Raw genomic sequence first — 20,609 nt, forward strand, 5'->3', positions numbered from 1 at the left:
CCGCCAGTTCCTACACGATATCCGCTACTTTTTGAATATATCCGCCAGTTCATCATAATACAATAAAAAGGTGACTGCCCCAAAGCAGCCACCCTCAATCTGATATGCACTTATAAACAAAATTAGAAGATTATGAAGAAATAAGACTAAGGATGTCTTCACGTCTTTTCACGAAGTCCAGTTCTGTCCGATACATTCGGCTTTTCCCTTCTTCGATTTCATAGGGTAAATCGCTGTACATTTCTTTAAGAATCCGACCTGGCCTTGATGATAGGACAATAATATGCGTTCCTAACAATAATGCCTCCTCCACATCATGTGTAATAAAGAAAATCGTTTTATGCGTCTCTTTCCATATTTTCCTAATATTATCTTGCATTTGCTCCTTCGTCATCGCATCTAATGCACCAAATGGTTCATCCATCAATACAATGCGCGGATCATTTGCTAACACGCGAGCAATAGAGGCTCTTTGCTTCATACCCCCAGAGAGCTCATAGGATTTCGATTTCTTAAACTGTGAAAGACCTACCATTTCTAAATAATGATCCACAATTTCTTGTCTTTCTTTCTGTGGAACTTTTCTCATTTTTAACCCAAAGCCAACATTTTCTTCAATATTCAACCATGGATACAGCATTTGTTGCTGGAACACAACTCCACGATGTCTATCAGGTTTAGGTGAAATGGGCTCGTTATCGAGGAGTACCTCTCCTGATGTAGCTTGATGGAAGCCTGCTAAAATACGTAATAATGTTGTTTTTCCACATCCGGAAGGACCTAAAACACAGACGAAACTACCTTCTTTTATTTGTAAATTTATATTTTGCAATGCCGTAACGACTTGTTTATCTGTTTGATAAGTTAATCCTACATTATTTATTTGAATAACTGTAGATGTGGATGTGTTTTCTGCAAGAGCATTCCTATTGTTAATGGGACTCACCTCTTAATCTTTTTGGAGAAACTTTGGTTCAATGGCGTCTTCATATACCTTAAGATCAGGAACAGTATTTATTGCTTTTTGCGTTTTTAAAAATTCTGCAGTGTCTTTTAATGCTTTGGCAAAAGCTCCTTTTTTATCGCTCGTTCCAAGATAATCTTCCGAAGCCTGTTCTTTGGCATCTAACCAAATCAATTGATCCATGAAAAATGTTGTCTCATCCTTCGATACATTTAACTCATTTTTCATCGCTTCAGCCGCTTCGTCTGTTGATGAACGATATAATTGGACGGCTTCATCTAATATTTTGATATATTGTTTTAATACATCTGGATGATTCTCTATAAAGTCCTTTGTCGCAATCCCTACATCAGCGGTTAAAATGCCATCTTGTGCAAGATCACGGCTTGTTAATAGGATGTCTCCATCTGCCACCATTTCCCCTAATGTTGGATACCAGACATATCCGCCATCAATTTGTCCTTGTTTCCACGCAGCTAACATGTCAGCTGGCTTCATGTCTAATATAGTTATTTTATTTTGATCAATTCCTTTTAATTTTAGGGCGGATAACAAACTGTAATGTGTTGTAGAACCGAAAGAGACGGCAATTTTTTTACCAACAACATCTTGAAGTGATTTAATTCCACTGTCTTTTTTTACAACTAATGCCTCATTATCACCAATTACATCGTGAAGCCAAATGACTTTGTATGGTAAGTTTTGCGCTACCCCTGATGCAACTGAACTAGAACCGATTAAGCCTGCATCAATTTCCCCTGCAGCCATGGCCGTATTCACATCAACAGCCGCCTCAAACTGAACCAATTTCACCTTTACACCCTCGAATTTCTCCTCAAACATTTTCGTTGCTTTTGCTAACAACTCCGCATTTGGAATGACTTGATAGCCAATTCGAAACTCTACAGTACCATCAGCGGATTTTGATGTTGATTTGTTTCCACAGGCGCTAATCATAAATAGTGCGACAACAACCATCAAACACATAAACCATTTGCTTGTTCTATTCTTCATCCTATTACCCCCAGTTATTTAATCTTTTCCTTTCCATGGAATCGCTCTCACTTCAATTTTACGAAGAATTCGATCAAGCAGGATTCCAGTTACCCCCATCAAAATAATGCCAACATACATAATGTCACTGCGTAAATATTTACTTGCATCAAGCACTAACCAACCAATACCCGAAACAGCAGCAACCATTTCAGAGGCAACTAGCGTTGTATAAGCAAATCCAATCGCTGTTCGCATTCCCGTAAATATTTCCGGTAAACAGGACGGGAAAATAACGTAGCGGAACGTTTGCCATTTATTTGCACCTAAACAAGCAGCTGAATGGATCCGGTCTTCCAAAACACCTTTTACGCCGGATACTGCGGCAATATACATAGGAGCAAATGCGGCAAGATATAGTAAAGCAACTTTTGAAAGATCTCCTATTCCAAACCATAAAATTAATAATGTGTAGTATGACAGAGGGGGCAAGGGACGATAAAATTCTAGGATGGGGTCTAATGCAGCTCTTACTTTTGATGAATAACCACTAATTAATCCTAAAGGAACTGCTGTAATTAATGCGAAGAAGAAGGCAACAGATAATCTGTATAAACTATCAAGCAGATGATATGGTAAGCTATTCCCTTTATAACCATTAACAAGTAAATCGGTAAAGGCAGCCCAAGTTTTTGCTGGAGATGGGATAAAGACTTCGGAGAAAATATTAAGTTTGGTGACTGTATACCATAGCAAAAATATGAAAACAACTGAACTCCACATGATGCCGGTTTCTTGCATGATTTTCCACTTTCTCTTTTTTCGTATGATAGCCGGTTTCTCTAGTGGTGTAAGTTGAAATCCATTTTGTTCCACTTTATTATTCATATTTCCATTCATAAAATGTGCTTCACTCTCCCATACAATAATCTAAATTGTTTTTGGTTTTCTCTACATCATTGATTCAATCCTTTTGACCTATAGAAACCGCTTCCATAGAGTTTAAAAAAAGCATTGAATGTAATTTGAATTATATTAGATGAAAAATAGGTGGTCAATGTTTTGTGAATATTACGATTATTCTAAATTTAAATAGGAACTATGAGTAAACTTTATAAGTACAATTAGTAATGATTAAATTATTGATGGCACTGCAATTCTTTATACAAGTTTTTTAATCGTCCCTTTGACAGTTGCTTGATTTCTTGCCAATAGTTTTTTTAGTACAAATGAATAGACAAAAGTAAATACTACTCCTTTCATAATTGAAGTCCAACCAAAAAACGAGAATCCGAAACTTAACACAATAAAATTAATACACCTTATTGCAATAGCTATATTAATTTTATTATTTCGATGATGTAGAATAAGGGCAATAACATCAACCCCTACAGTTGTTGAATGAGAAGATATACATAAGTAATACCCAATGGCTATTAATATGGAAGCTAATATTATAGAAGCAATGATGTTTAAATCTATTGTCATATGAAATGAGTAAAAAAAATTAAAGAAGACAATGTAAAATAAACTACTAAAAATAGAATTTAAAAAATATTCCTTCCCAAGGAAAATTAAGCATAACACTAATAAAAGTAATGTCACTATATTTGCAAGCATAGCTATTCCGCCCCCAGTTAAAGCATTTACTATTAACGCTAAACTGGTAACCCCGCCATTTATTATTTCATTTGGGACGACTAAAATAGCATAAGCGATGGTTATAAGAATGTTTCCTATCATTATTTTCAACAGATTATGCACAGTTTTTGTTTCCTTTCTATTAGGATAAAAAAGTAAAAAGCTTATATTTTCATAATATAAGCTTTTTACTTTATGGATTTTCCTTCCTATCTTTTGAAGTATTATTAAATCTTTTGTTTATCGGTATTTAAAATTGGAGAATTCATAGATAATTGATCACTCTCTTTTCTCCGCCGATTTATAAAGTAGGATGCAATAACGATTGTGCTAAACAACGATGTAAAAATAAACTGTGGACGCTGTGAATCAATAAATGCCATTAGTATTAACACAAAAATCATGGCGAAAATGGTAGCATAGGTTAGATACGGGAAAAACCACATTTTTATTTTAAATTTGTCTGAATTTTCCTTTTCCATTCTTTTTCTTAGACGAAGATGTGAAATCGCAATGGCTAAGTAAACAAGAATTCCAACCCCACCTGAAGAGTTTACTAAGAAGAAAAATATTTTATCTGGGGAAACATAACTGAAAATCGTGCTGATAAAGGCAAAAAGGGTACTAGCGATTACAGCAATAACAGGAACCCCATTTTTGCTTAACTTTGATAAAATTTTTGGGGCATCACCTTTTTGTGCGAGAGAAAATAGCATACGAGAGCTCGTATAGAGTCCTGAATTTAGGCATGAAAGCAGTGCTGTTAAGACCACTATATTCATAAGTAAAGCTGCAGAAGGAATCCCTATCATTTCAAGAACTGAAACAAATGGACTTTTTAATAATGATGCTGAATTCCAGGGTAGAAGGGTGACAAGAATAGCAATTGAACCGATATAAAAAATCAGAATCCGCCATACTACACTATTTAATGCACGTCTTACAGAGTTCACCGGATCTGAGGTTTCACCAGCTGCAATCGCCGGTATTTCCACACCTACGAAAGCATGAAAAACAATTGCAATACCAACAACCACCGAACCTACTCCGTTCGGTATAAAACCTCCGAAGTTTGTCAGATTAGAAAGGCCCGGAGATTTGATACTTGGTACTAGTCCAAAAATGATCGCTAATCCCAAGCCTAAAAATAGAATAATACTAGCTATTTTAATAATGGAAAACCAATATTCAAATTCTCCAAATGATTTAACTGAATAAATATTGGTCATTGTTAATAAAACAATTAATCCGAGACCAATCAACCAGACTGGAATTGATGGGAACCATTCATGGATAATTGCAGCCCCTGCTACTGCTTCAAGCGCAATGACAATAACCCAGAAGAACCAATATAACCATCCTGTCGTATAGCCTGCCCACTCGCCAATGCCGTCTCTTGCATATACAGCAAAAGATCCTGTATTAGGATTAACAGTTGCCATTTCCCCAAGCATCCGCATAACGAGAACAACGATTAAGCCAGCAATTGCGTAAGATAAAATTGCCCCTGGACCTGTTTTTCCAATAATAATTCCGCTTCCTACGAATAATCCAGCGCCAATTACACCACTTAGGGAGATCATAGACAAATGTCTTTGTTTAAGTCCGGCCTTTAGCTTCTCGGTTTGCTGCTCCAACATATCCACCAGCTTTCTATTTTTTTAGTTTTATACTATATAGCCTATTAGGATGACAACGCTTTCACCAAACATTGAATTCAGGACATCAGATCATCCGTACCAGTTTGGATAACAAGAACCTTAATAAAATTTAATCATAGACAACTTTAATTTTCAATAAATTCAAACTATAAATAATATTTAGTATTTAAAAACCGTTTATTAATATTATTAATAGTTCTATTTCAGCCTGCCGTTTACTTTGGCTGCCGAGCCCATCCTACTTTTTGGATTTAAACTCCTTTTCTACACCCTTAATTTTCCAAATAAGAGATTAGTGGTATATATGCAACTAATTTATGTCGCGATTATCATTAGTTTCTTTTATAATAGGGAATAAATTTAGAAGATTAGGTGGGATATAAATGAATTTAGAACACCTTAAGGTTTTTTACATGGCCGCAACAAAAAAGAATTTTTCAGAGGCAGCGAAAGTCCTTCACCTTTCACAACCATCTGTCAGTTTACATATCAAACATTTAGAGCAATATTTAAATACAACATTATTTGACCGTTCCACGAAAAAAATGGAGCTGACACATGCCGGAACCATCTTGTTCAGTTTTGTAGAACAAATAATCCAGCTTGTTAATCAACTGGAAAAAGATATTTCTCTTCTATCTGACAGCATCCACGGCGACCTTCGTTTAGGTGCAAGTCTAACCATTGGTGAATATTTACTACCTTACTTTCTTGGCGATTTTATCAAGCAATATCCTAATGTTCATTTAAGTCTGCTAGTAGACAATTCCAATCAGATTATTGAAAAACTGCTGGATGGAAAAATTGATTTAGGATTCATTGAGGTGGCAATACCCCGAAAAGAAATTGATAGTCTACCATTTTTAGAGGATGAACTTGTCATCATTTCATCTGTCAGGCACCCCCATCCTGATCTTGCAGAAGATACAATTCAACCGGAGTTACTGTTTTCACTGCCAATCATCGCCAGAGAACAAGGGTCAGGCACCAGGCAGGTATTGGAATCCAATTTATTAAAGCATCAGCTAGAACTGGATCAATTAAATATTATTATGGAGCTTGGGCATACCGAATCAATTAAATCTGCAGTCGAATCTGGTTTAGGGGTTTCCATTATTTCCAAAACAACCATACAAAAAGAACTTGACCTAGGGCTATTGAAACAAACAAGAATTAAAGGCATTTCGTTAAAACGTAATTTTTATTTAATCAATAGAAAGCAAGTCCTGTCCCCAGCCAGCGATGCGTTTAAGGAGTTGTTTATTACTTCTGTGAAAGAGAATGTTCACTAGAAAGTTTGAAAGAATTTACTGCTTAAAAACTAAGAAAAGGTGACTGCCCTTGTGCAGTCACCTCCAACTAGTTACTTCTTCAAATTATAAAAACTCTTCAAACCATCATATACTGCTAAATCGCCAAGCTCGTCTTCGATGCGAAGAAGTTGGTTGTACTTCGCAATACGGTCTGTACGAGACATTGAGCCTGTTTTGATTTGGCCAGCGTTAGTAGCAACAGCGATGTCTGCGATTGTTGCGTCTTCTGTTTCACCAGAGCGGTGAGAAACAACAGCTGTGTAGCCTGCGCGCTTCGCCATTTCGATTGCGTCGAAAGTTTCAGTTAACGTACCGATTTGGTTTACTTTGATTAGGATGGAGTTGCCAACGCCTTGCTCGATTCCTTGAGCAAGCTTTTTCGTATTTGTAACGAATAGATCGTCTCCAACTAACTGTACTTTGCTTCCGATGCGCTCAGTTAATAACTTATGGCCATCCCAGTCATTTTCGTCTAAACCGTCTTCGATTGAGATGATTGGGAATTCGTTTACAAGCTCTTCATAGAAGTTAACCATATCTTCAGACGTTAAGCCGGTACGTCCTTCGCCAGCTAAATCGTATTTGCCAGTTTCTTTATTATAGAATTCAGATGAAGCTACATCCATTGCAAGCAGAATGTCTTTTCCTGCCTCATAGCCTGCGTTGCGGATCGCTTCGATGATAACTTCTAATGCTTCACGGTTTGATCCTAGGTTTGGTGCAAAACCGCCTTCATCACCAACAGCTGTGTTTAAGCCTTTTCCAGATAAAACCTTCTTTAATTCATGGAAAACTTCAGCGCCCATGCGGATTGCTTCTTTAAAAGTAGGTGCGCCAACAGGCATGATCATGAACTCTTGGAAGTCTACGTTGTTGTCAGCGTGAGATCCGCCGTTAATGATGTTCATCATTGGTGTTGGAAGCTGCTTCGCGTTGAAGCCGCCAAGGTAACGATATAAAGGAAGACCCACAGACTCAGCAGCTGCATGAGCAACAGCCATCGATACGCCTAAAATCGCATTAGCGCCTAGCTTTCCTTTATTTTCAGTTCCGTCTAATTCGATCATTGTGCGGTCAATGCCCACTTGATCTGTTACATCCATGCCGATTAACGCTTCTTCAATCAGATTGTTTACATTATTTACTGCTTTTTGAACACCTTTTCCAAGGTAACGTGATTTGTCGCCGTCACGAAGCTCAACTGCTTCGTATTCACCAGTTGATGCACCAGATGGAACAATTGCACGTCCGAAGAAACCAGACTCTGTCATTACTTCTACTTCTACTGTTGGATTTCCGCGTGAGTCTAATACTTCACGAGCGTATACATGTTGAATATATGGCATTTACATTCTCTCCTTTTAAATAGACCTTTTATATTTTGGATTTCGACTACAGGCTAAATCTCGACTTTCACTTCGATTTATCAATAACCTATTTTAAAAGCAATGTTTTTCCTGTCATTTCTTTCGGCTGCTTAAGTCCAAGCAAATCTAGCATAGTTGGTGCCAAATCACCGAGAATGCCGCCTTCGCGAAGCTCAATACCCTTTTCTGTCACAATCACTGGCACCGGATTTGTCGTATGAGCCGTCATCGGCTTTCCTTCAAGGGTTATAACTTCATCTGCATTTCCATGGTCTGCGGTAATAATGACTTTACCGCCTTTTTCAATAATGGAATCAACTACTTTTCCTAAACACTCATCAACCGTTTCAACCGCTTTAATCGTTGGCTCCAGCATACCGGAGTGACCAACCATGTCCGGATTGGCAAAGTTCAAAATAATCGCATCGAATTTATCCGCTTCAATTTCTTTTAAAAGCGCATCCGTTACTTCATACGCACTCATTTCTGGCTTTAAGTCATATGTTGCAACCTTCGGCGAATTAATTAAGATCCGTTCCTCGCCTGGAAACTCAGCCTCACGCCCGCCGCTCATAAAGAACGTAACATGAGGATATTTTTCAGTTTCCGCAATGCGTAGCTGCTTCAACCCATTTTGAGAAATAACCTCTCCAAGAGTATTATCTAAGTTCGTAGGTTCAAAAGCAACATATCCATCAACCGTTTCGCTGAAATGGGTTAAGCACACGAAGAATAGATTCTCGGGATGCTTAGGTCCGCGATCAAATGAACGGAAATCCTTATTCGTAAAGGTATTCGAAATTTGAATCGCCCGGTCAGGACGGAAATTATAAAAAATGACTGCATCATTATCTTTAATCGTCGCAACTGGTTCCCCGTTTTCCTCTGTAATGACAGAAGGAATGACGAACTCATCATAGATTCCATGACTGTAGTTGTCTTCTACTAAATCAAACGCATTGGTGTAAGTTGGACCCTCTCCGTACACCATGGAACGATAAGATTTCTCCACGCGTTCCCAGCGCTTGTCACGGTCCATCGAGTAATAACGGCCAGAAATTGTCGCAAACTTTCCAACGCCATATTCTTTCATTTTTTCTTCCGCTTCTTTAATATAGCCTTCTGCTGTTTGTGGGCCAACATCGCGTCCGTCTAGGAAACCGTGAACATATACGTTCTTAACTCCCTCTTCTGCAGCTAAATGAAGCAGTGCATACAGATGTTGAATATGGCTATGAACGCCCCCATCTGATAGCAAGCCCATAATATGTAGATTAGTCCCATTCTTTTTCACATGATCCATCGCTTTTAAAAAGGTTTCATTTTTTTCAAACTTGCCTTCGCGAATGGCCACATTCACTCTAGTGAGACTTTGGTAAACAATCCGGCCAGCTCCAATATTCAAATGACCGACCTCTGAGTTGCCCATTTGTCCTTCCGGGAGACCAACTGCTTCTCCGCATGCAGTTAAGGTTGAATGCGGGTAAGTATTCCAAAAGCGCTCATAGTTCGGCTTTTTCGCCTGGTACACCGCATTTCCTTTATGCTCTCCTCTTAAGCCAAATCCGTCAAGAATGATTAAAGCTACTGGAGATTTACTCATACTCTCGCACCCTCCAATAATTGCAAGAAGGATTGTGGTTCAAGGCTTGCTCCACCTACTAAGGCTCCATCAATATCAGGCTGAGCCATATATTCTTTAATATTCGCAGGCTTCACACTGCCGCCATATTGAATGCGAATCGCATCCGCAGCAGCTTGTGAGAACTGTTCCTTCACTACTTGGCGAATATGGGCACAAACTTCATTCGCATCCTGGGCTGAAGATGATTTTCCCGTGCCGATTGCCCAAATTGGTTCGTAGGCAATAACAGTCTTCTTCACTTGCTCTTCAGATAACCCGTTTAACGCATTTTCAACCTGTGAGCCAACAAATGCATTCGTTTCGCCATTTTCACGCTGTTCTAAAGTTTCACCAACACAGACAATCGGAGTTAGATTGTATTTAAAAGCAGCCAATGTCTTTTTATTCACGGCTTCATCGGTTTCATTAAACATTTCACGGCGTTCTGAATGTCCGAGAATCACATATGTTACGCCGATATCTTCAAGAGCCACAGGGCTAATTTCTCCTGTAAAAGCACCGCTTTCCTCAAAATGCATATTTTGAGCACCAATTCCGATCCCATACCCAACTAGTGCTTCAAGAAACAAAGCCGGAGCACATACGACTGTTTCTACTTTGTCCTGATCCGGAATTGAACCGTCAATTTCTTCAAAAAATGCTTTCGCCTCTGAAAAGGTCTTATGCATTTTCCAGTTTCCTGCAATAATTGGTTTACGCATGCTGGCACATCCTTTTTGTTAGAAAAATGGTGAATCCCATGATTCTATTTTATTTATCATTTAAAGCAACAACACCCGGTAAAGCCTTTCCTTCCATGAACTCTAGAGAAGCTCCGCCACCTGTTGAAATATGATCCATGCGATCAGCAAGGAAGAACTTTTCAACGGCTGCTGCTGAGTCTCCACCACCGATGACAGAATAAGCTTCGTTCGCTTCCGCTAAGGTTTCCGCAACTGTTCTAGTTCCATTAGCAAATTTAGACCATTCAAATACGCCCATTGGTCCATTCCAAATCACTAGCTTTGAGCCATGAATAACATCGCTGTATAGATCAGCTGTTTTTGGACCGATGTCTAGTGCCATCCAGCCTTCAGGAATTTCATTAATCTCTACTGTTTTAGCATTTGCATTTTGTGAAAATTCATCAGCTACAACGGCATCAATTGGCATATAGAATTTCACGCCTTTTTCTTCAGCCTTTTGCATAAAGGATTTTGCTAATTCAATTTTGTCTTCCTCTAATAGAGAATTCCCGATCTCATAGCCTTTTGCTTTCACGAATGTAAAAGCAAGTCCGCCGCCGATAATTAGATTATCTACTTTATCGAGAAGGTTTTCGATTACATCAATTTTATCCTTAACCTTTGCTCCACCGATAATAGCTGTGAAAGGACGCTCAGGATTAGATAGTGCTTTTCCAAGAACACTCAGTTCCTTTTCCATTAAAAGGCCGGATACAGCTGGTAAATAGTGTGCAATTCCTTCTGTAGAAGCATGGGCGCGGTGTGCAGCACCAAATGCATCATTCACATAGATGTCTGCAAGTTGGGCAAACGCTTGCGCTAATTCCGGATCATTCTTTTCTTCACCAGGATAGAAGCGGACGTTTTCAAGAAGAAGCACATCTCCTTCTCCTAATGCTGAAATTATATCCTTTACTGTATCTCCATAAGCCTCATCCGCTTTTTTCACTTCTTTACCAAGTAACTCGGATAAACGGCTAGCCACTGGAGTTAGGCGTAATTCTTCAACCACTTTTCCTTTTGGACGGCCAAGATGACTGGCTAAAATAACTTTAGCGCCTTGCTCGATTAAATATTTAATCGTTGGAAGGGCTGCACGAATACGTGTTTCGTCTGTTACTTTTCCATCTTCCATTGGCACGTTAAAGTCGACACGGCAAAAAACGCGTTTCCCTTTTAGCTCCACATCTTTAACACTTTTTTTGTTCATAGAAAATGAATCCTCCTAATTTTCCTAATAAGCTGGCTTCTATTTTGTATAGGCAATGATTTTATTCTGCGCTTTTAGGAGATTATGTAACAAAAGCCTTAAACTCCTATAGGTAAAGCATGTTATGTATCCAGCAAAATCATTCACAAAAAAACGCCTACAACAAAAAGAAGAGTGGTTGAACCCCAGCTCCTCTTTTTCCCTCTATCATTATAGACGTTTACTGTTTTAAATTCCAATAGGTTTAAATCTTTTTTATGAATAAAATCAAGAGGAAATTTCTGTTTTTTAAATTCCTTTTTGTGCAATGAAATCAACTAAGTCGACTACACGGTTTGAATAGCCTGTTTCATTGTCATACCATGAAATAACCTTTACCATATTCCCTTCTAATACCATTGTTGAAAGGGCATCAATCGTAGATGAGCTTGGGTCGCCATTATAATCTCTAGAAACTAGCGGAAGTTCACTGTAGCTTAAAATTCCCTTTAATGGGCCTTCTGCTGCTTCTTTTAGCGCTGCATTTACTTCATCAGCTGTTACTTCCTTTTCAAGCTCTGCAACTAAATCAACTAGTGATACGTTTGGCGTTGGAACACGAACAGCTCCTCCGTTAAGTTTGCCTTTTAATTCAGGCAATACAAGAGATACAGCTTTTGCAGCTCCTGTTGTTGTCGGAATCATGCTTTCTGCAGCTGCACGTGCACGGCGATAATCCTTATGAGGCAAATCTAAAATTTGCTGATCGTTTGTATATGAGTGAATGGTTGTCATCATTCCGCGTCTTATTCCGAATTTATCATTCAGCACTTTTGCAAATGGTGCTAAGCAGTTAGTCGTACAAGACGCATTCGAAATAACGTGGTGATTTGCCGGATCGTATTTGTCATGGTTAACTCCCATAACAATTGTTATGTCTTCATTTGATGCAGGTGCAGAGATTATAACCTTTTTTGCCCCAGCTTCTAAATGCTTCGCAGCATCCTCGCGTTTTGTAAAACGGCCAGTTGATTCAACAACTACATCAACACCTAGATCACCCCATCCAAGCTTAGCAGGATCACGTTCAGCGATAACCTTAACTTTATGTCCTCCTACAATCAGGTATTCACCATCTACTGTTACTTCTTCATTTAAAGTGCCATGTACAGAATCGTATTTTAAAAGATGGGCAAGCATATTCGCATCCGTTAAGTCATTTACTGCCACGATTTCTACATTCGGATTATTTAATGCTGCACGAAAAACAACTCGACCAATTCTTCCAAACCCATTAATACCAACTTTTACTGCCATGATAATTCCTCCCAAATCCTTTATATTTTATATGTTAATTATTGATTTAATAACTCGTTAGCTGCTCCTTCATCGGTAATCAGAACCGTTGCTGCTGGAGCCTGTTTCATGTAAGAAGCGATCGCTTTTGCCTTTGAAGCGCCTCCTGCTGCAGCAATAATATTCGGGATATTCGCCAAATCCTCCAGCTGAAGTCCAATAGTTTGTACTTTATGAACTACCTTGCCAGCCTTATTGAAGTAATACCCAAATGCTTCTCCTTCAGCTTCCTCATCCATAATGATATTCAGGTCTTCTTCCCTTGATTTACGACGCTCTGCCATTGTCATAGCGTCCCCAATTCCATGCAAAACCATGCTAGCTGACTTAATCAAACATAAAACTTCTTTAATCTCCGGTTCCTTTACGATGGAGTTGTACATATCTCGACTGACCTGATCCGGAACGTAGAGAACTTTATGTTTAGATTTTGTTCCATCTGCCATCGCAGCACATATTGTATTTGCCTGATTTTTCACATCCTCGCCGATCCCGCCTCTTGCCGGAAGGAATAGTAAGTCAAATTCTGAAAAATCAGGGGTTAGCATATTAGCAATTGCAGCCATTGTGGAGCCTCCAGTAACAGCAATCGTATCTTTCCTGTTTACCTTCAATTTCATGTATGCAGCTGCTGCTCGCCCTAGCTCATTTTTAACCCATGGAAATTCATCGCTGTTACCAGGTACAATAATTACCTTTTGAATCCCAAGCTTTCTTTGAAGCTTATCCTCTAAAGCATGAATACCTGCTATATCTCGCATCGCTTCTCTGAGCTCTTCAAGAAGATTTTTACCATCTTCAGTTAAACTCATTCCAGCACTCGTTACCGTTAAAAGGTTTTGATTTTTTAAGAACTCCACTTCACTTCTGAGCACTCTTTCGGTCAGATTTAAACTAACCGCTAAGCTCCTTCTTCCTACAGGCTCCATTAACCCTATGTAATGGAGGATTTGATGCCGTTTTTGCATAACAGCAAGCAAATCAGGTAATAATCTTTTTTGAATATCGATAAGTGAGTACATTTCTTCTGCCCCTTTAGTCTTATATGGACATTATATGTCCCTCGTAGTCATATTGTGTCCCATAAAGGGTAAAAAAAATCACCCCTGCTCAAATTTATTTTAACAGGAGTCATTTAAGAGTACAACTATTAAGCTTTTATTTTTTTCTGAATTCTTCTTCTAGAGTAACGGTATCAATTTGCCCGTATTGAACCTCTTTCCCGTCAATTTCAACAACCGGGATCATCAGTCCATATTTTTCTGTCAGTTCGTCACTAGTATCAATATCTATTTCTCTATAATTAAAATCGAATTCTTCTTGAAGGTCCATTACAATCGTTTTCGCTTTATCACATAATGGACAGCGATTACGTGTATAAAGCACAAGCGTACGTTCGTTCAATGCTATTTCTCCTTTATTATCAATCGTATCGTTTGCGTTTAGAGGAAGATGGGATGCCTAGCTGATCACGATACTTTGCAATCGTTCTCCTTGATACAACCATACCCTCCTGGTCTTTCAGCATCTCAACTAAATCCTGATCTGACAAAGGCTTCTGTTTATTCTCGCCTTCAATCAGTTTCGTTATTAATGTTTTAACTTGTGTTGAAGACGTGTTTTCTTCAGAAGTCGTTTTGATTGTGCTTGAAAAGAAAGATCTTAATTCAAAGGTGCCAAATGGTGTTTGGGCGTACTTCTCCCTTACAGCCCGGCTAACCGTAGACTCGTGAATATCAAGCTCATCAGCGATCTCTTTCATGATCATCGGCTTTAAGTAAGTCGGACCTTTCATGAAAAATTCCTGCTGCTTCTCTACAATTTTTAATGCTACCTTTGACAGTGTTTCTTTTCTCTGCTCAATACTTTTCATGATCCAATAATAGTCCTGCTGGTTTTCCTGCAAAAACCGTTTGACCTGCTTATCTTTATGAGAAGAAAACTTTTTAAAATAATCATCATTAAAACTAATTTTCGGTAAGGCTTCATCAAAGACACTCACAGAGAATGAGGTACCATCCCAATCTATAATCACATCCGGAACAATATATGCAGATCTTTCATGCTGAAAGGAAGAGGCCGGCCGAGGATTTAATGTTTGAATTAAATCAAAAACCTCTTGGATTTCAGGCAGTTTTATACCTAGGTCCTTTGAGATTTCCCTCCACTTCTTGTCCGCAAAGCGTTCAAAATGTTTTTCTATTATTTCTTCAGCTAAATTATTTCTATTCTCCAGCCTTTGCAATTGCAAAAGGATGCATTCCTGCAAATTTCTTGCACCTATTCCGGCTGGTTCCGCCCCCTGTATTTGCTTGATGGCTTTCTCCACTTCTTCGGACGGAATTTGAAAACGAGCAGCCACCTCAGATGGTTCCCCATGCAAGTAACCGTTTTCATCAATGCAATGAATTAAATAATCAAGAACCTTTTCCCCGTTCACAATGGAATGTATGAGCTTAAAGTCAAGCTGAGACTTAATATGCTCATCTAAGTAGGGCTCTATTTTTCCGATTTGCTCAATCCAATTTTGTTTGTCTTTTTCAACTTTTTTCTTGGTTGGCTTTGCTCGGTCAAAGCGGGGGTCCATCGCTTGAACGTTCCCGGATTCAATTTGCAATAAAGGATTTTCCAATGCTTTATTCTCAAGGAATTCAGAAAGCTCCTGCGCATTATATTGTAACAATGCAATCGCCTGAGTCAGCTCTTGAGTCATTGTTAGCTTTAATGTTTGCTGCTGCCATAATCCAGCCTGTAACTTCATCTCATATCCCCCCTCTCATCCATTTTACATGAAGGAGAACAAATGGTGAATGGGAATATACTGGCATAGTTACTGCTTTAACCGGAAAAAGTGAAGCCATAACTGGCCAAACCATTGATAGGTCTAGAATATTTTTTATTTTCCGACCTCGATAGGGAGAAGAAATTTCTTTTTTTCTTATTAGTTATAGGCATATTCACACAAAAAAACTCTTGCTCAAAAATGAACAGGAGTTTTTGCTTAGCGCCCTCGGCAGGAATCGAACCCACATCTTAAGAACCGGAATCTCACGTGCTATCCGTTGCACCACGAGGGCAAATATAGGATAAGGTATTTTTTATGCTACGATTACATATTATATAATATTTTTTCACAGTTTGCAAGCTGACCTTTGTTTAAAATCTGGTGAGGCGGGTATGATGGAAACGAGAGAATTTTCAAGCAAACAGTGTCGAACGATTACTTTGTCCATCAAAAGTGAATTGTTTGACCTTTATTGACCATCAGTGTATCATAAAATTACATAAAGAAAAAACATCTTTCGTCTAACAGACTTTGAATGTTTATCTTACTTTAAAGGAGGAATTTACAAATGAATTTAATCCCTACAGTTATTGAACAAACAAATAGGGGAGAGCGTGCTTATGACATTTACTCCCGTCTTCTAAAAGACCGTATCATTATGCTTGGAAGTGCAATCGATGATCATGTGTCAAACTCCATTGTTGCTCAATTGCTTTTCCTTGAAGCGGAAAACCCTGAAAAGGATATTACATTGTACATTAACAGCCCCGGTGGAAGCATTACAGCAGGTATGGCGATCTATGATACAATGCAATACATTAAAGCAGATGTATCAACAGTATGTATCGGTATGGCTGCTTCAATGGGTGCATTCCTTCTGGCTGCAGGTGAAAAAGGCAAGCGCTATGTGCTTCCAAACAGTGAAGTAATGATTCACCAGCCACTTGGCGGAGCTCAAGGTCAAGCGACTGAAATCGAAATCGCTGCTAAGCGTATTTTATTCCTTCGCGACAAGTTAAACCAAATTCTTGCAGACCGCACTGGCCAGCCGCTTGAAGTCATTGCACGCGACACAGACCGCGACAACTTCATGACAGCTGAAAAAGCTCTTGAGTATGGTTTAGTTGACAAAATTATTACTCGTTTAGATGAAAAGAAAGATAAATAAGAACATAAAAAAACAACTCGCCAAGTTTCAATTTAGTGCGAGTTGTTTTTTTGTTAATGCTCTTGTTGGATATATTCCGCAAGCTCTTCGATGGCTTGGGCTTCATCCCTTCCATCACAAATTAATGTAATAACAGAACCTGAGCTTACAGCCAGGCTCATTAAGCCCATTATACTTTTTGCATTTACTTTTTTGCCGTCCTTTTCAAGGAAAACATCTGATGAAAAACGATTTGCCTCCTGAACGAATAATGCTGCTGGTCTTGCCTGTAATCCTGTTTTTAATTTAACTTCTACTTGTTTTTCTAGCATTTTTCTCTTTCCTCCCCTATAAGAACCTTCATTAATGGTTAAATCGATTCTCCTGCTCTCAATTTTTCAGCTATCTCGTCTATTTTCCTCAACCGATGATTGATTCCTGATTTACTAATGTTACCGCCTGAAACCATTTCACCGAGCTCTTTCAATGTAACATCTTGGTATGTTACACGTAGCTCTGCAATTTCTCTTAATTTATCTGGTAATATATGAAGGCCGACCGTTTCGTCAATGAATCGAATGTTCTCCACTTGACGCAGAGCGGCACCGATTGTTTTATTTAAGTTCGCTGTTTCACAATTTACGAGACGATTGACCGAATTACGCATATCGCGTACGATTCGAATATCCTCGAATTTAAGAAGCGCATTATGAGCCCCAATTACACCTAAGAAATCAGTAATCTTTTCAGCTTCCTTTAAGTATGTGATAAATCCTTTTTTTCTTTCTAGTGTTTTACTATTTAGGTCAAAAGTATTCATCAATTCACAAAGAGAATCATTATGTTCTTTATATAGTGAAAAAATTTCAAGGTGATAAGATGAGGTCTCTGGATTATTGACCGAACCGCCTGCCAAAAAGGCTCCACGTAAATAAGATCGTTTACAACATTTCTTTTTGATCAGCTCTTCAGAAATATTATGTGTAAACACGAATCCATCGCTGAGGATTTTTAACTCATCTAATATTTCTCTTGCTTGCTCTGATAATCGGACTATATAGACGTTATTTTTCTTCAGTCTCATTTTTTTGCGAACAAGAAGCTCTACTTGAACATGAAAGTTCTTTTTTATCAAGACATAGATTCTTCTTGCTATCGCTGCATTTTCAGTTTGGATGTCCACAATTAACTTTCTGTTGGAAAAGGAGAGCGAACCATTCATCCGGATGAGCGCTGATAGTTCAGACTTTCCGCAGCAATCCTTGACTTCCAGATTCGTTAACTCCTTTTTCGTTTCTGAAGCGAAAGACAATTCCTTCACCCCTTCTAAAGCGGGCAGCACCTTTCACTTTTAATAAGTTCATTGGCGCTAATCCTTCATTATTTTTTATACTGTTTTTCCATTTCGTCCATTAGAATAGAGTATAGCATTAAAGCCACCTCTTTAGTATCATGACGAATTGCCCCATCTTTCAGGCTGACAATTTCTCCATGAATAACTTCTAGCCCTAGGGCATGAAGACGGTCTATATCAAAAATAACTGGCTGAGCCATTTCTTCATTATAACGCTCCCGAACCTCAGCGGGAATATCCTCATTATTCACAAGAATCGTATTAATAAAAGAACAGTTCATATGGTCGTAAATCGCCTGAACATGATCACTTGCTGAATAATTATAGGTTTCTCCAGCTTGTGTCATTAAATTACAAATATATACCTTTTTGGCCTTAGCTCGGCAAACTTCCGCTCCAAGCTTTGGAACGAGGAGATTTGGCAAAATACTTGTATATAAGCTGCCTGGACCGATGATGATTAAATCCGCTTTTCGAATCGCTGAAATCGTTTCGGGAAGCGGTTTAATATGTTTAGGTGTAAGGAAAACCTTTTTTATTTTTTTCCCAGAGTATGGAATTTTGGATTCGCCAGAAACGACTGTGCCATCTTCCATTTCAGCATGCAGCACAACACTTTGATTAGCAGCGGGCAATACTTTCCCTCTTACATTTAACACTTTGCTCATTTCCTGAATCGCATGAACAAAATTACCTGTAATGGAAGTCATCGCTGCAAGAATTAAATTACCGAGCGAATGTCCCGATAATTCGTTCGAAGTAGTAAAACGGTGCTGAAACATCTCTTCAATGAGCGGCTCTACATCTGATAGAGCTGCTAATACGTTGCGAATATCACCTGGAGGAGGAATATGCAAGTCACTTCTCAGCCGACCGGAGCTTCCTCCATCATCGGCTACGGTCACGATCGCTGTGATGTCTACCGGATATTTCTTTAATCCCCGAAGCAATACAGGCAGCCCTGTCCCTCCGCCAATGATGACAACTCTCGGCTGTCGGTTCATTTTCATTCCCCTTTATCCTTTCTCCCCTGAATATCACGATGCGTAATTCGCGTATGATAGTCATCTTTAAAATAGTTTGCAATGTACTCAGTTAAAGCAACAGAGCGATGCTGTCCACCGGTACATCCGATCGCAATAACGAGCTGCGCCTTTCCTTCCCGCTTATAATGAGGAAGCATGAATCCCAGCAGGTCAGTTACCTTCTCTAGAAACTTTGTTGTTTCTGACCATTTATGAACATAATTATATACCTCTTCGTCAAGTCCCGTCTTTGGGCGCATATGTTCAATATAGTGAGGATTCGGCAAGAATCGGACATCAAATACGAGATCAGCATCAATTGGGATGCCATGCTTAAATCCAAATGACATTACATTGACAGTGAACATCGTCGTTTTATTAATAGAGAATTCCGTTAGAATTTTTTCACGAAGCTCTCTAGGCTTTAACTGGGTTGTGTTATAAATAATTTGCGCTCTCCCTTTTAACTCCTCCAATAGTTCACGTTCAAGCTTGATTCCTTCTAGAGGGAGTCCTGAAGGAGCAAGCGGATGAAATCTCCGTGTTTCTTTGTATCTTCGGACTAGTGTCGAATCTTCCGCATCTAGAAACAGAATTTGCGGGGTAACCCAAGAAGTTTCGGATAGATCATCGAGTGCTTTAAACAGGTGATCAAAGAATTCTCGTCCCCGTAAATCCATAACCAATGCTACCTTATTCATTTTATTCCCTGAATCTCTCATAAGTTCAAGGAATTTTGGCAGCAGCGTCGGCGGCAGATTATCGACACAGAAAAAGCCAAGATCCTCAAAGCTTTGGATGGCTACTGTTTTTCCTGCACCTGACATCCCTGTAATAATAACGATTTGCGTTTCATTCACAGCACCCGTACTCATTCTATTTCCCCCTGACACTTACGAACTTAACTAGGATCTAATCGATAACTAATTAGCTCAAAATTTGGTGTATATGTGAAGGTCCCATAAATAATGCCTTTGCCTTGAACCATATAGTCCAGAATATGATAATCCCCTGCAGCCATCGGCAGGTTCTTTATTTCCTCAAAAGGGTGCCAGCGGAGTTTTCCCTCTTCTGATTCATCCAGATTTAAGCCATCCGCTTCCGTGGCAAGAAAGGTAAACATCATCCATTCCGAAAGAACCTTGTCGCCTTCCTTCATAATAAAGGTAAAAATCCCTTTAATATTCGGGTTGCGCAAGTAAATGCCTGTTTCCTCTCTAAATTCACGAATACAGGAGTCCCGCACCGATTCTCCCGGCTCCATCTTGCCTCCCGGTGCTACCCACCAGCCCCGTCTTGGTTTTTGTAATAATAGCACTTGATTATCCTTTAATAAAACACAGTTGGTGACTCGCTGCATCATTTCACCTCATTTTTTCGGTCTAACTTCCATATTTTTATAGGTCTGCATATGTCACTTCATTATACTATTTTTGTTATACGG

20 protein-coding genes and 1 tRNA gene are annotated in these 20,609 nt (G+C 39.0%); 2 read left to right on the forward strand and 19 right to left on the reverse strand.

The genetic code is table 11. The annotated features are described in order from the left end of the window. Window positions 1-130: 130 nt before the first annotated feature. The 5 genes from H0173_RS18270 to H0173_RS18290 all read right to left on the reverse strand — a co-directional run bounded on the left by H0173_RS18270 (window position 131) and on the right by H0173_RS18290 (window position 5,181). Window positions 131-946: an ABC transporter ATP-binding protein gene (locus tag H0173_RS18270; RefSeq protein WP_221848029.1), complete on the reverse strand. Its 816-nt coding sequence runs from the start codon at window positions 944-946 to the stop codon at window positions 131-133. Between the two features lie 3 nt (window positions 947-949). Then, on the reverse strand, window positions 950-1,978 hold the full coding sequence (locus tag H0173_RS18275; protein WP_221848031.1) for a taurine ABC transporter substrate-binding protein: 1,029 nt from the start codon (window positions 1,976-1,978) through the stop codon (window positions 950-952). An 18-nt stretch (window positions 1,979-1,996) separates the two neighbouring features. Next, on the reverse strand, window positions 1,997-2,857 hold the full coding sequence (locus H0173_RS18280; protein ID WP_260631252.1) for an ABC transporter permease: 861 nt from the start codon (window positions 2,855-2,857) through the stop codon (window positions 1,997-1,999). 261 nt (window positions 2,858-3,118) lie between these two features. After that, on the reverse strand, window positions 3,119-3,700 hold the full coding sequence (locus tag H0173_RS18285) for a YitT family protein (RefSeq protein ID WP_260631261.1): 582 nt from the start codon (window positions 3,698-3,700) through the stop codon (window positions 3,119-3,121). Window positions 3,701-3,825: 125 nt separating this feature from the next. Then, entirely contained in the window at window positions 3,826-5,181 is a 1,356-nt protein-coding gene (locus tag H0173_RS18290; RefSeq protein WP_396021271.1) for an amino acid permease, read from the reverse strand. A gap of 461 nt (window positions 5,182-5,642) precedes the next feature. On the opposite strand from H0173_RS18290, the gene H0173_RS18295 reads away from it, so the two are divergent. Next, entirely contained in the window at window positions 5,643-6,551 is a 909-nt protein-coding gene (locus H0173_RS18295; RefSeq protein WP_221848037.1) for a selenium metabolism-associated LysR family transcriptional regulator, read from the forward strand. Window positions 6,552-6,622: 71 nt separating this feature from the next. Here the strand turns inward: H0173_RS18295 and eno are convergent, their stop codons facing one another. From eno to H0173_RS18340, 9 genes are all read right to left on the reverse strand, one after another. Beyond that, complete coding sequence (gene eno, locus H0173_RS18300; RefSeq protein WP_221848039.1) at window positions 6,623-7,918, reverse strand: phosphopyruvate hydratase; 1,296 nt, start codon at window positions 7,916-7,918, stop codon at window positions 6,623-6,625. 88 nt (window positions 7,919-8,006) lie between these two features. Continuing rightward, the gene (gene gpmI / locus H0173_RS18305) at window positions 8,007-9,542 is read right to left on the reverse strand and encodes a 2,3-bisphosphoglycerate-independent phosphoglycerate mutase (protein WP_221848041.1); all 1,536 of its coding nucleotides are present in this window, start codon (window positions 9,540-9,542) and stop codon (window positions 8,007-8,009) included. Further along, window positions 9,539-10,285 (reverse strand): triose-phosphate isomerase, encoded by a 747-nt coding sequence (gene tpiA, locus H0173_RS18310; RefSeq protein ID WP_221848043.1) that lies wholly within the window; start codon window positions 10,283-10,285, stop codon window positions 9,539-9,541. Before tpiA ends, gpmI begins: the two co-directional genes overlap by 4 nt. A 49-nt stretch (window positions 10,286-10,334) precedes the next feature. Further along, window positions 10,335-11,519 (reverse strand): phosphoglycerate kinase, encoded by a 1,185-nt coding sequence (locus H0173_RS18315; RefSeq protein WP_221848045.1) that lies wholly within the window; start codon window positions 11,517-11,519, stop codon window positions 10,335-10,337. Window positions 11,520-11,807: 288 nt separating this feature from the next. Beyond that, window positions 11,808-12,815 carry a type I glyceraldehyde-3-phosphate dehydrogenase gene (gene gap / locus H0173_RS18320; protein WP_221848047.1) on the reverse strand — a complete coding sequence of 336 codons (1,008 nt, stop codon included), beginning with the start codon at window positions 12,813-12,815 and terminating at the stop codon, window positions 11,808-11,810. Between the two features lie 38 nt (window positions 12,816-12,853). Next, window positions 12,854-13,876, reverse strand: coding sequence for a sugar-binding transcriptional regulator (locus H0173_RS18325; RefSeq protein ID WP_221848049.1), 1,023 nt, complete (start codon window positions 13,874-13,876; stop codon window positions 12,854-12,856). A 136-nt stretch (window positions 13,877-14,012) separates the two neighbouring features. Beyond that, the gene (locus H0173_RS18330) at window positions 14,013-14,258 is read right to left on the reverse strand and encodes a glutaredoxin family protein (RefSeq protein WP_221848050.1); all 246 of its coding nucleotides are present in this window, start codon (window positions 14,256-14,258) and stop codon (window positions 14,013-14,015) included. Window positions 14,259-14,277: 19 nt separating this feature from the next. Continuing rightward, window positions 14,278-15,615, reverse strand: coding sequence for an RNA polymerase factor sigma-54 (gene rpoN, locus H0173_RS18335; RefSeq protein ID WP_221848052.1), 1,338 nt, complete (start codon window positions 15,613-15,615; stop codon window positions 14,278-14,280). A gap of 244 nt (window positions 15,616-15,859) precedes the next feature. Next, a tRNA-Arg gene (locus H0173_RS18340) sits at window positions 15,860-15,931 on the reverse strand. A 276-nt stretch (window positions 15,932-16,207) separates the two neighbouring features. Between H0173_RS18340 and clpP the strand changes: the two genes are divergently transcribed. Continuing rightward, window positions 16,208-16,807, forward strand: a complete 600-nt coding sequence (clpP, locus tag H0173_RS18345) for an ATP-dependent Clp endopeptidase proteolytic subunit ClpP (RefSeq protein ID WP_221848054.1) — start codon at window positions 16,208-16,210, stop codon at window positions 16,805-16,807. 53 nt (window positions 16,808-16,860) lie between these two features. Here the strand turns inward: clpP and H0173_RS18350 are convergent, their stop codons facing one another. From H0173_RS18350 to H0173_RS18370, 5 genes are all read right to left on the reverse strand, one after another. After that, complete coding sequence (locus tag H0173_RS18350) at window positions 16,861-17,118, reverse strand: HPr family phosphocarrier protein (protein WP_221848056.1); 258 nt, start codon at window positions 17,116-17,118, stop codon at window positions 16,861-16,863. A gap of 38 nt (window positions 17,119-17,156) precedes the next feature. After that, complete coding sequence (gene whiA, locus H0173_RS18355) at window positions 17,157-18,098, reverse strand: DNA-binding protein WhiA (RefSeq protein WP_221848059.1); 942 nt, start codon at window positions 18,096-18,098, stop codon at window positions 17,157-17,159. 68 nt (window positions 18,099-18,166) lie between these two features. After that, on the reverse strand, window positions 18,167-19,150 hold the full coding sequence (locus H0173_RS18360) for a gluconeogenesis factor YvcK family protein (RefSeq protein WP_313770670.1): 984 nt from the start codon (window positions 19,148-19,150) through the stop codon (window positions 18,167-18,169). Continuing rightward, a complete protein-coding gene (gene rapZ, locus H0173_RS18365; RefSeq protein WP_221848063.1) occupies window positions 19,147-20,040 on the reverse strand; it encodes an RNase adapter RapZ in 894 nt (297 codons plus the stop codon). Before rapZ ends, H0173_RS18360 begins: the two co-directional genes overlap by 4 nt. 26 nt (window positions 20,041-20,066) lie before the next feature. After that, complete coding sequence (locus H0173_RS18370) at window positions 20,067-20,525, reverse strand: NUDIX hydrolase (protein WP_221848065.1); 459 nt, start codon at window positions 20,523-20,525, stop codon at window positions 20,067-20,069. Window positions 20,526-20,609: the final 84 nt, after the last annotated feature.

It is taken from the genome of Bacillus sp. S/N-304-OC-R1, from assembly GCF_019749375.1.
Lineage (GTDB): Bacteria > Bacillota > Bacilli > Bacillales > Cytobacillaceae > Cytobacillus.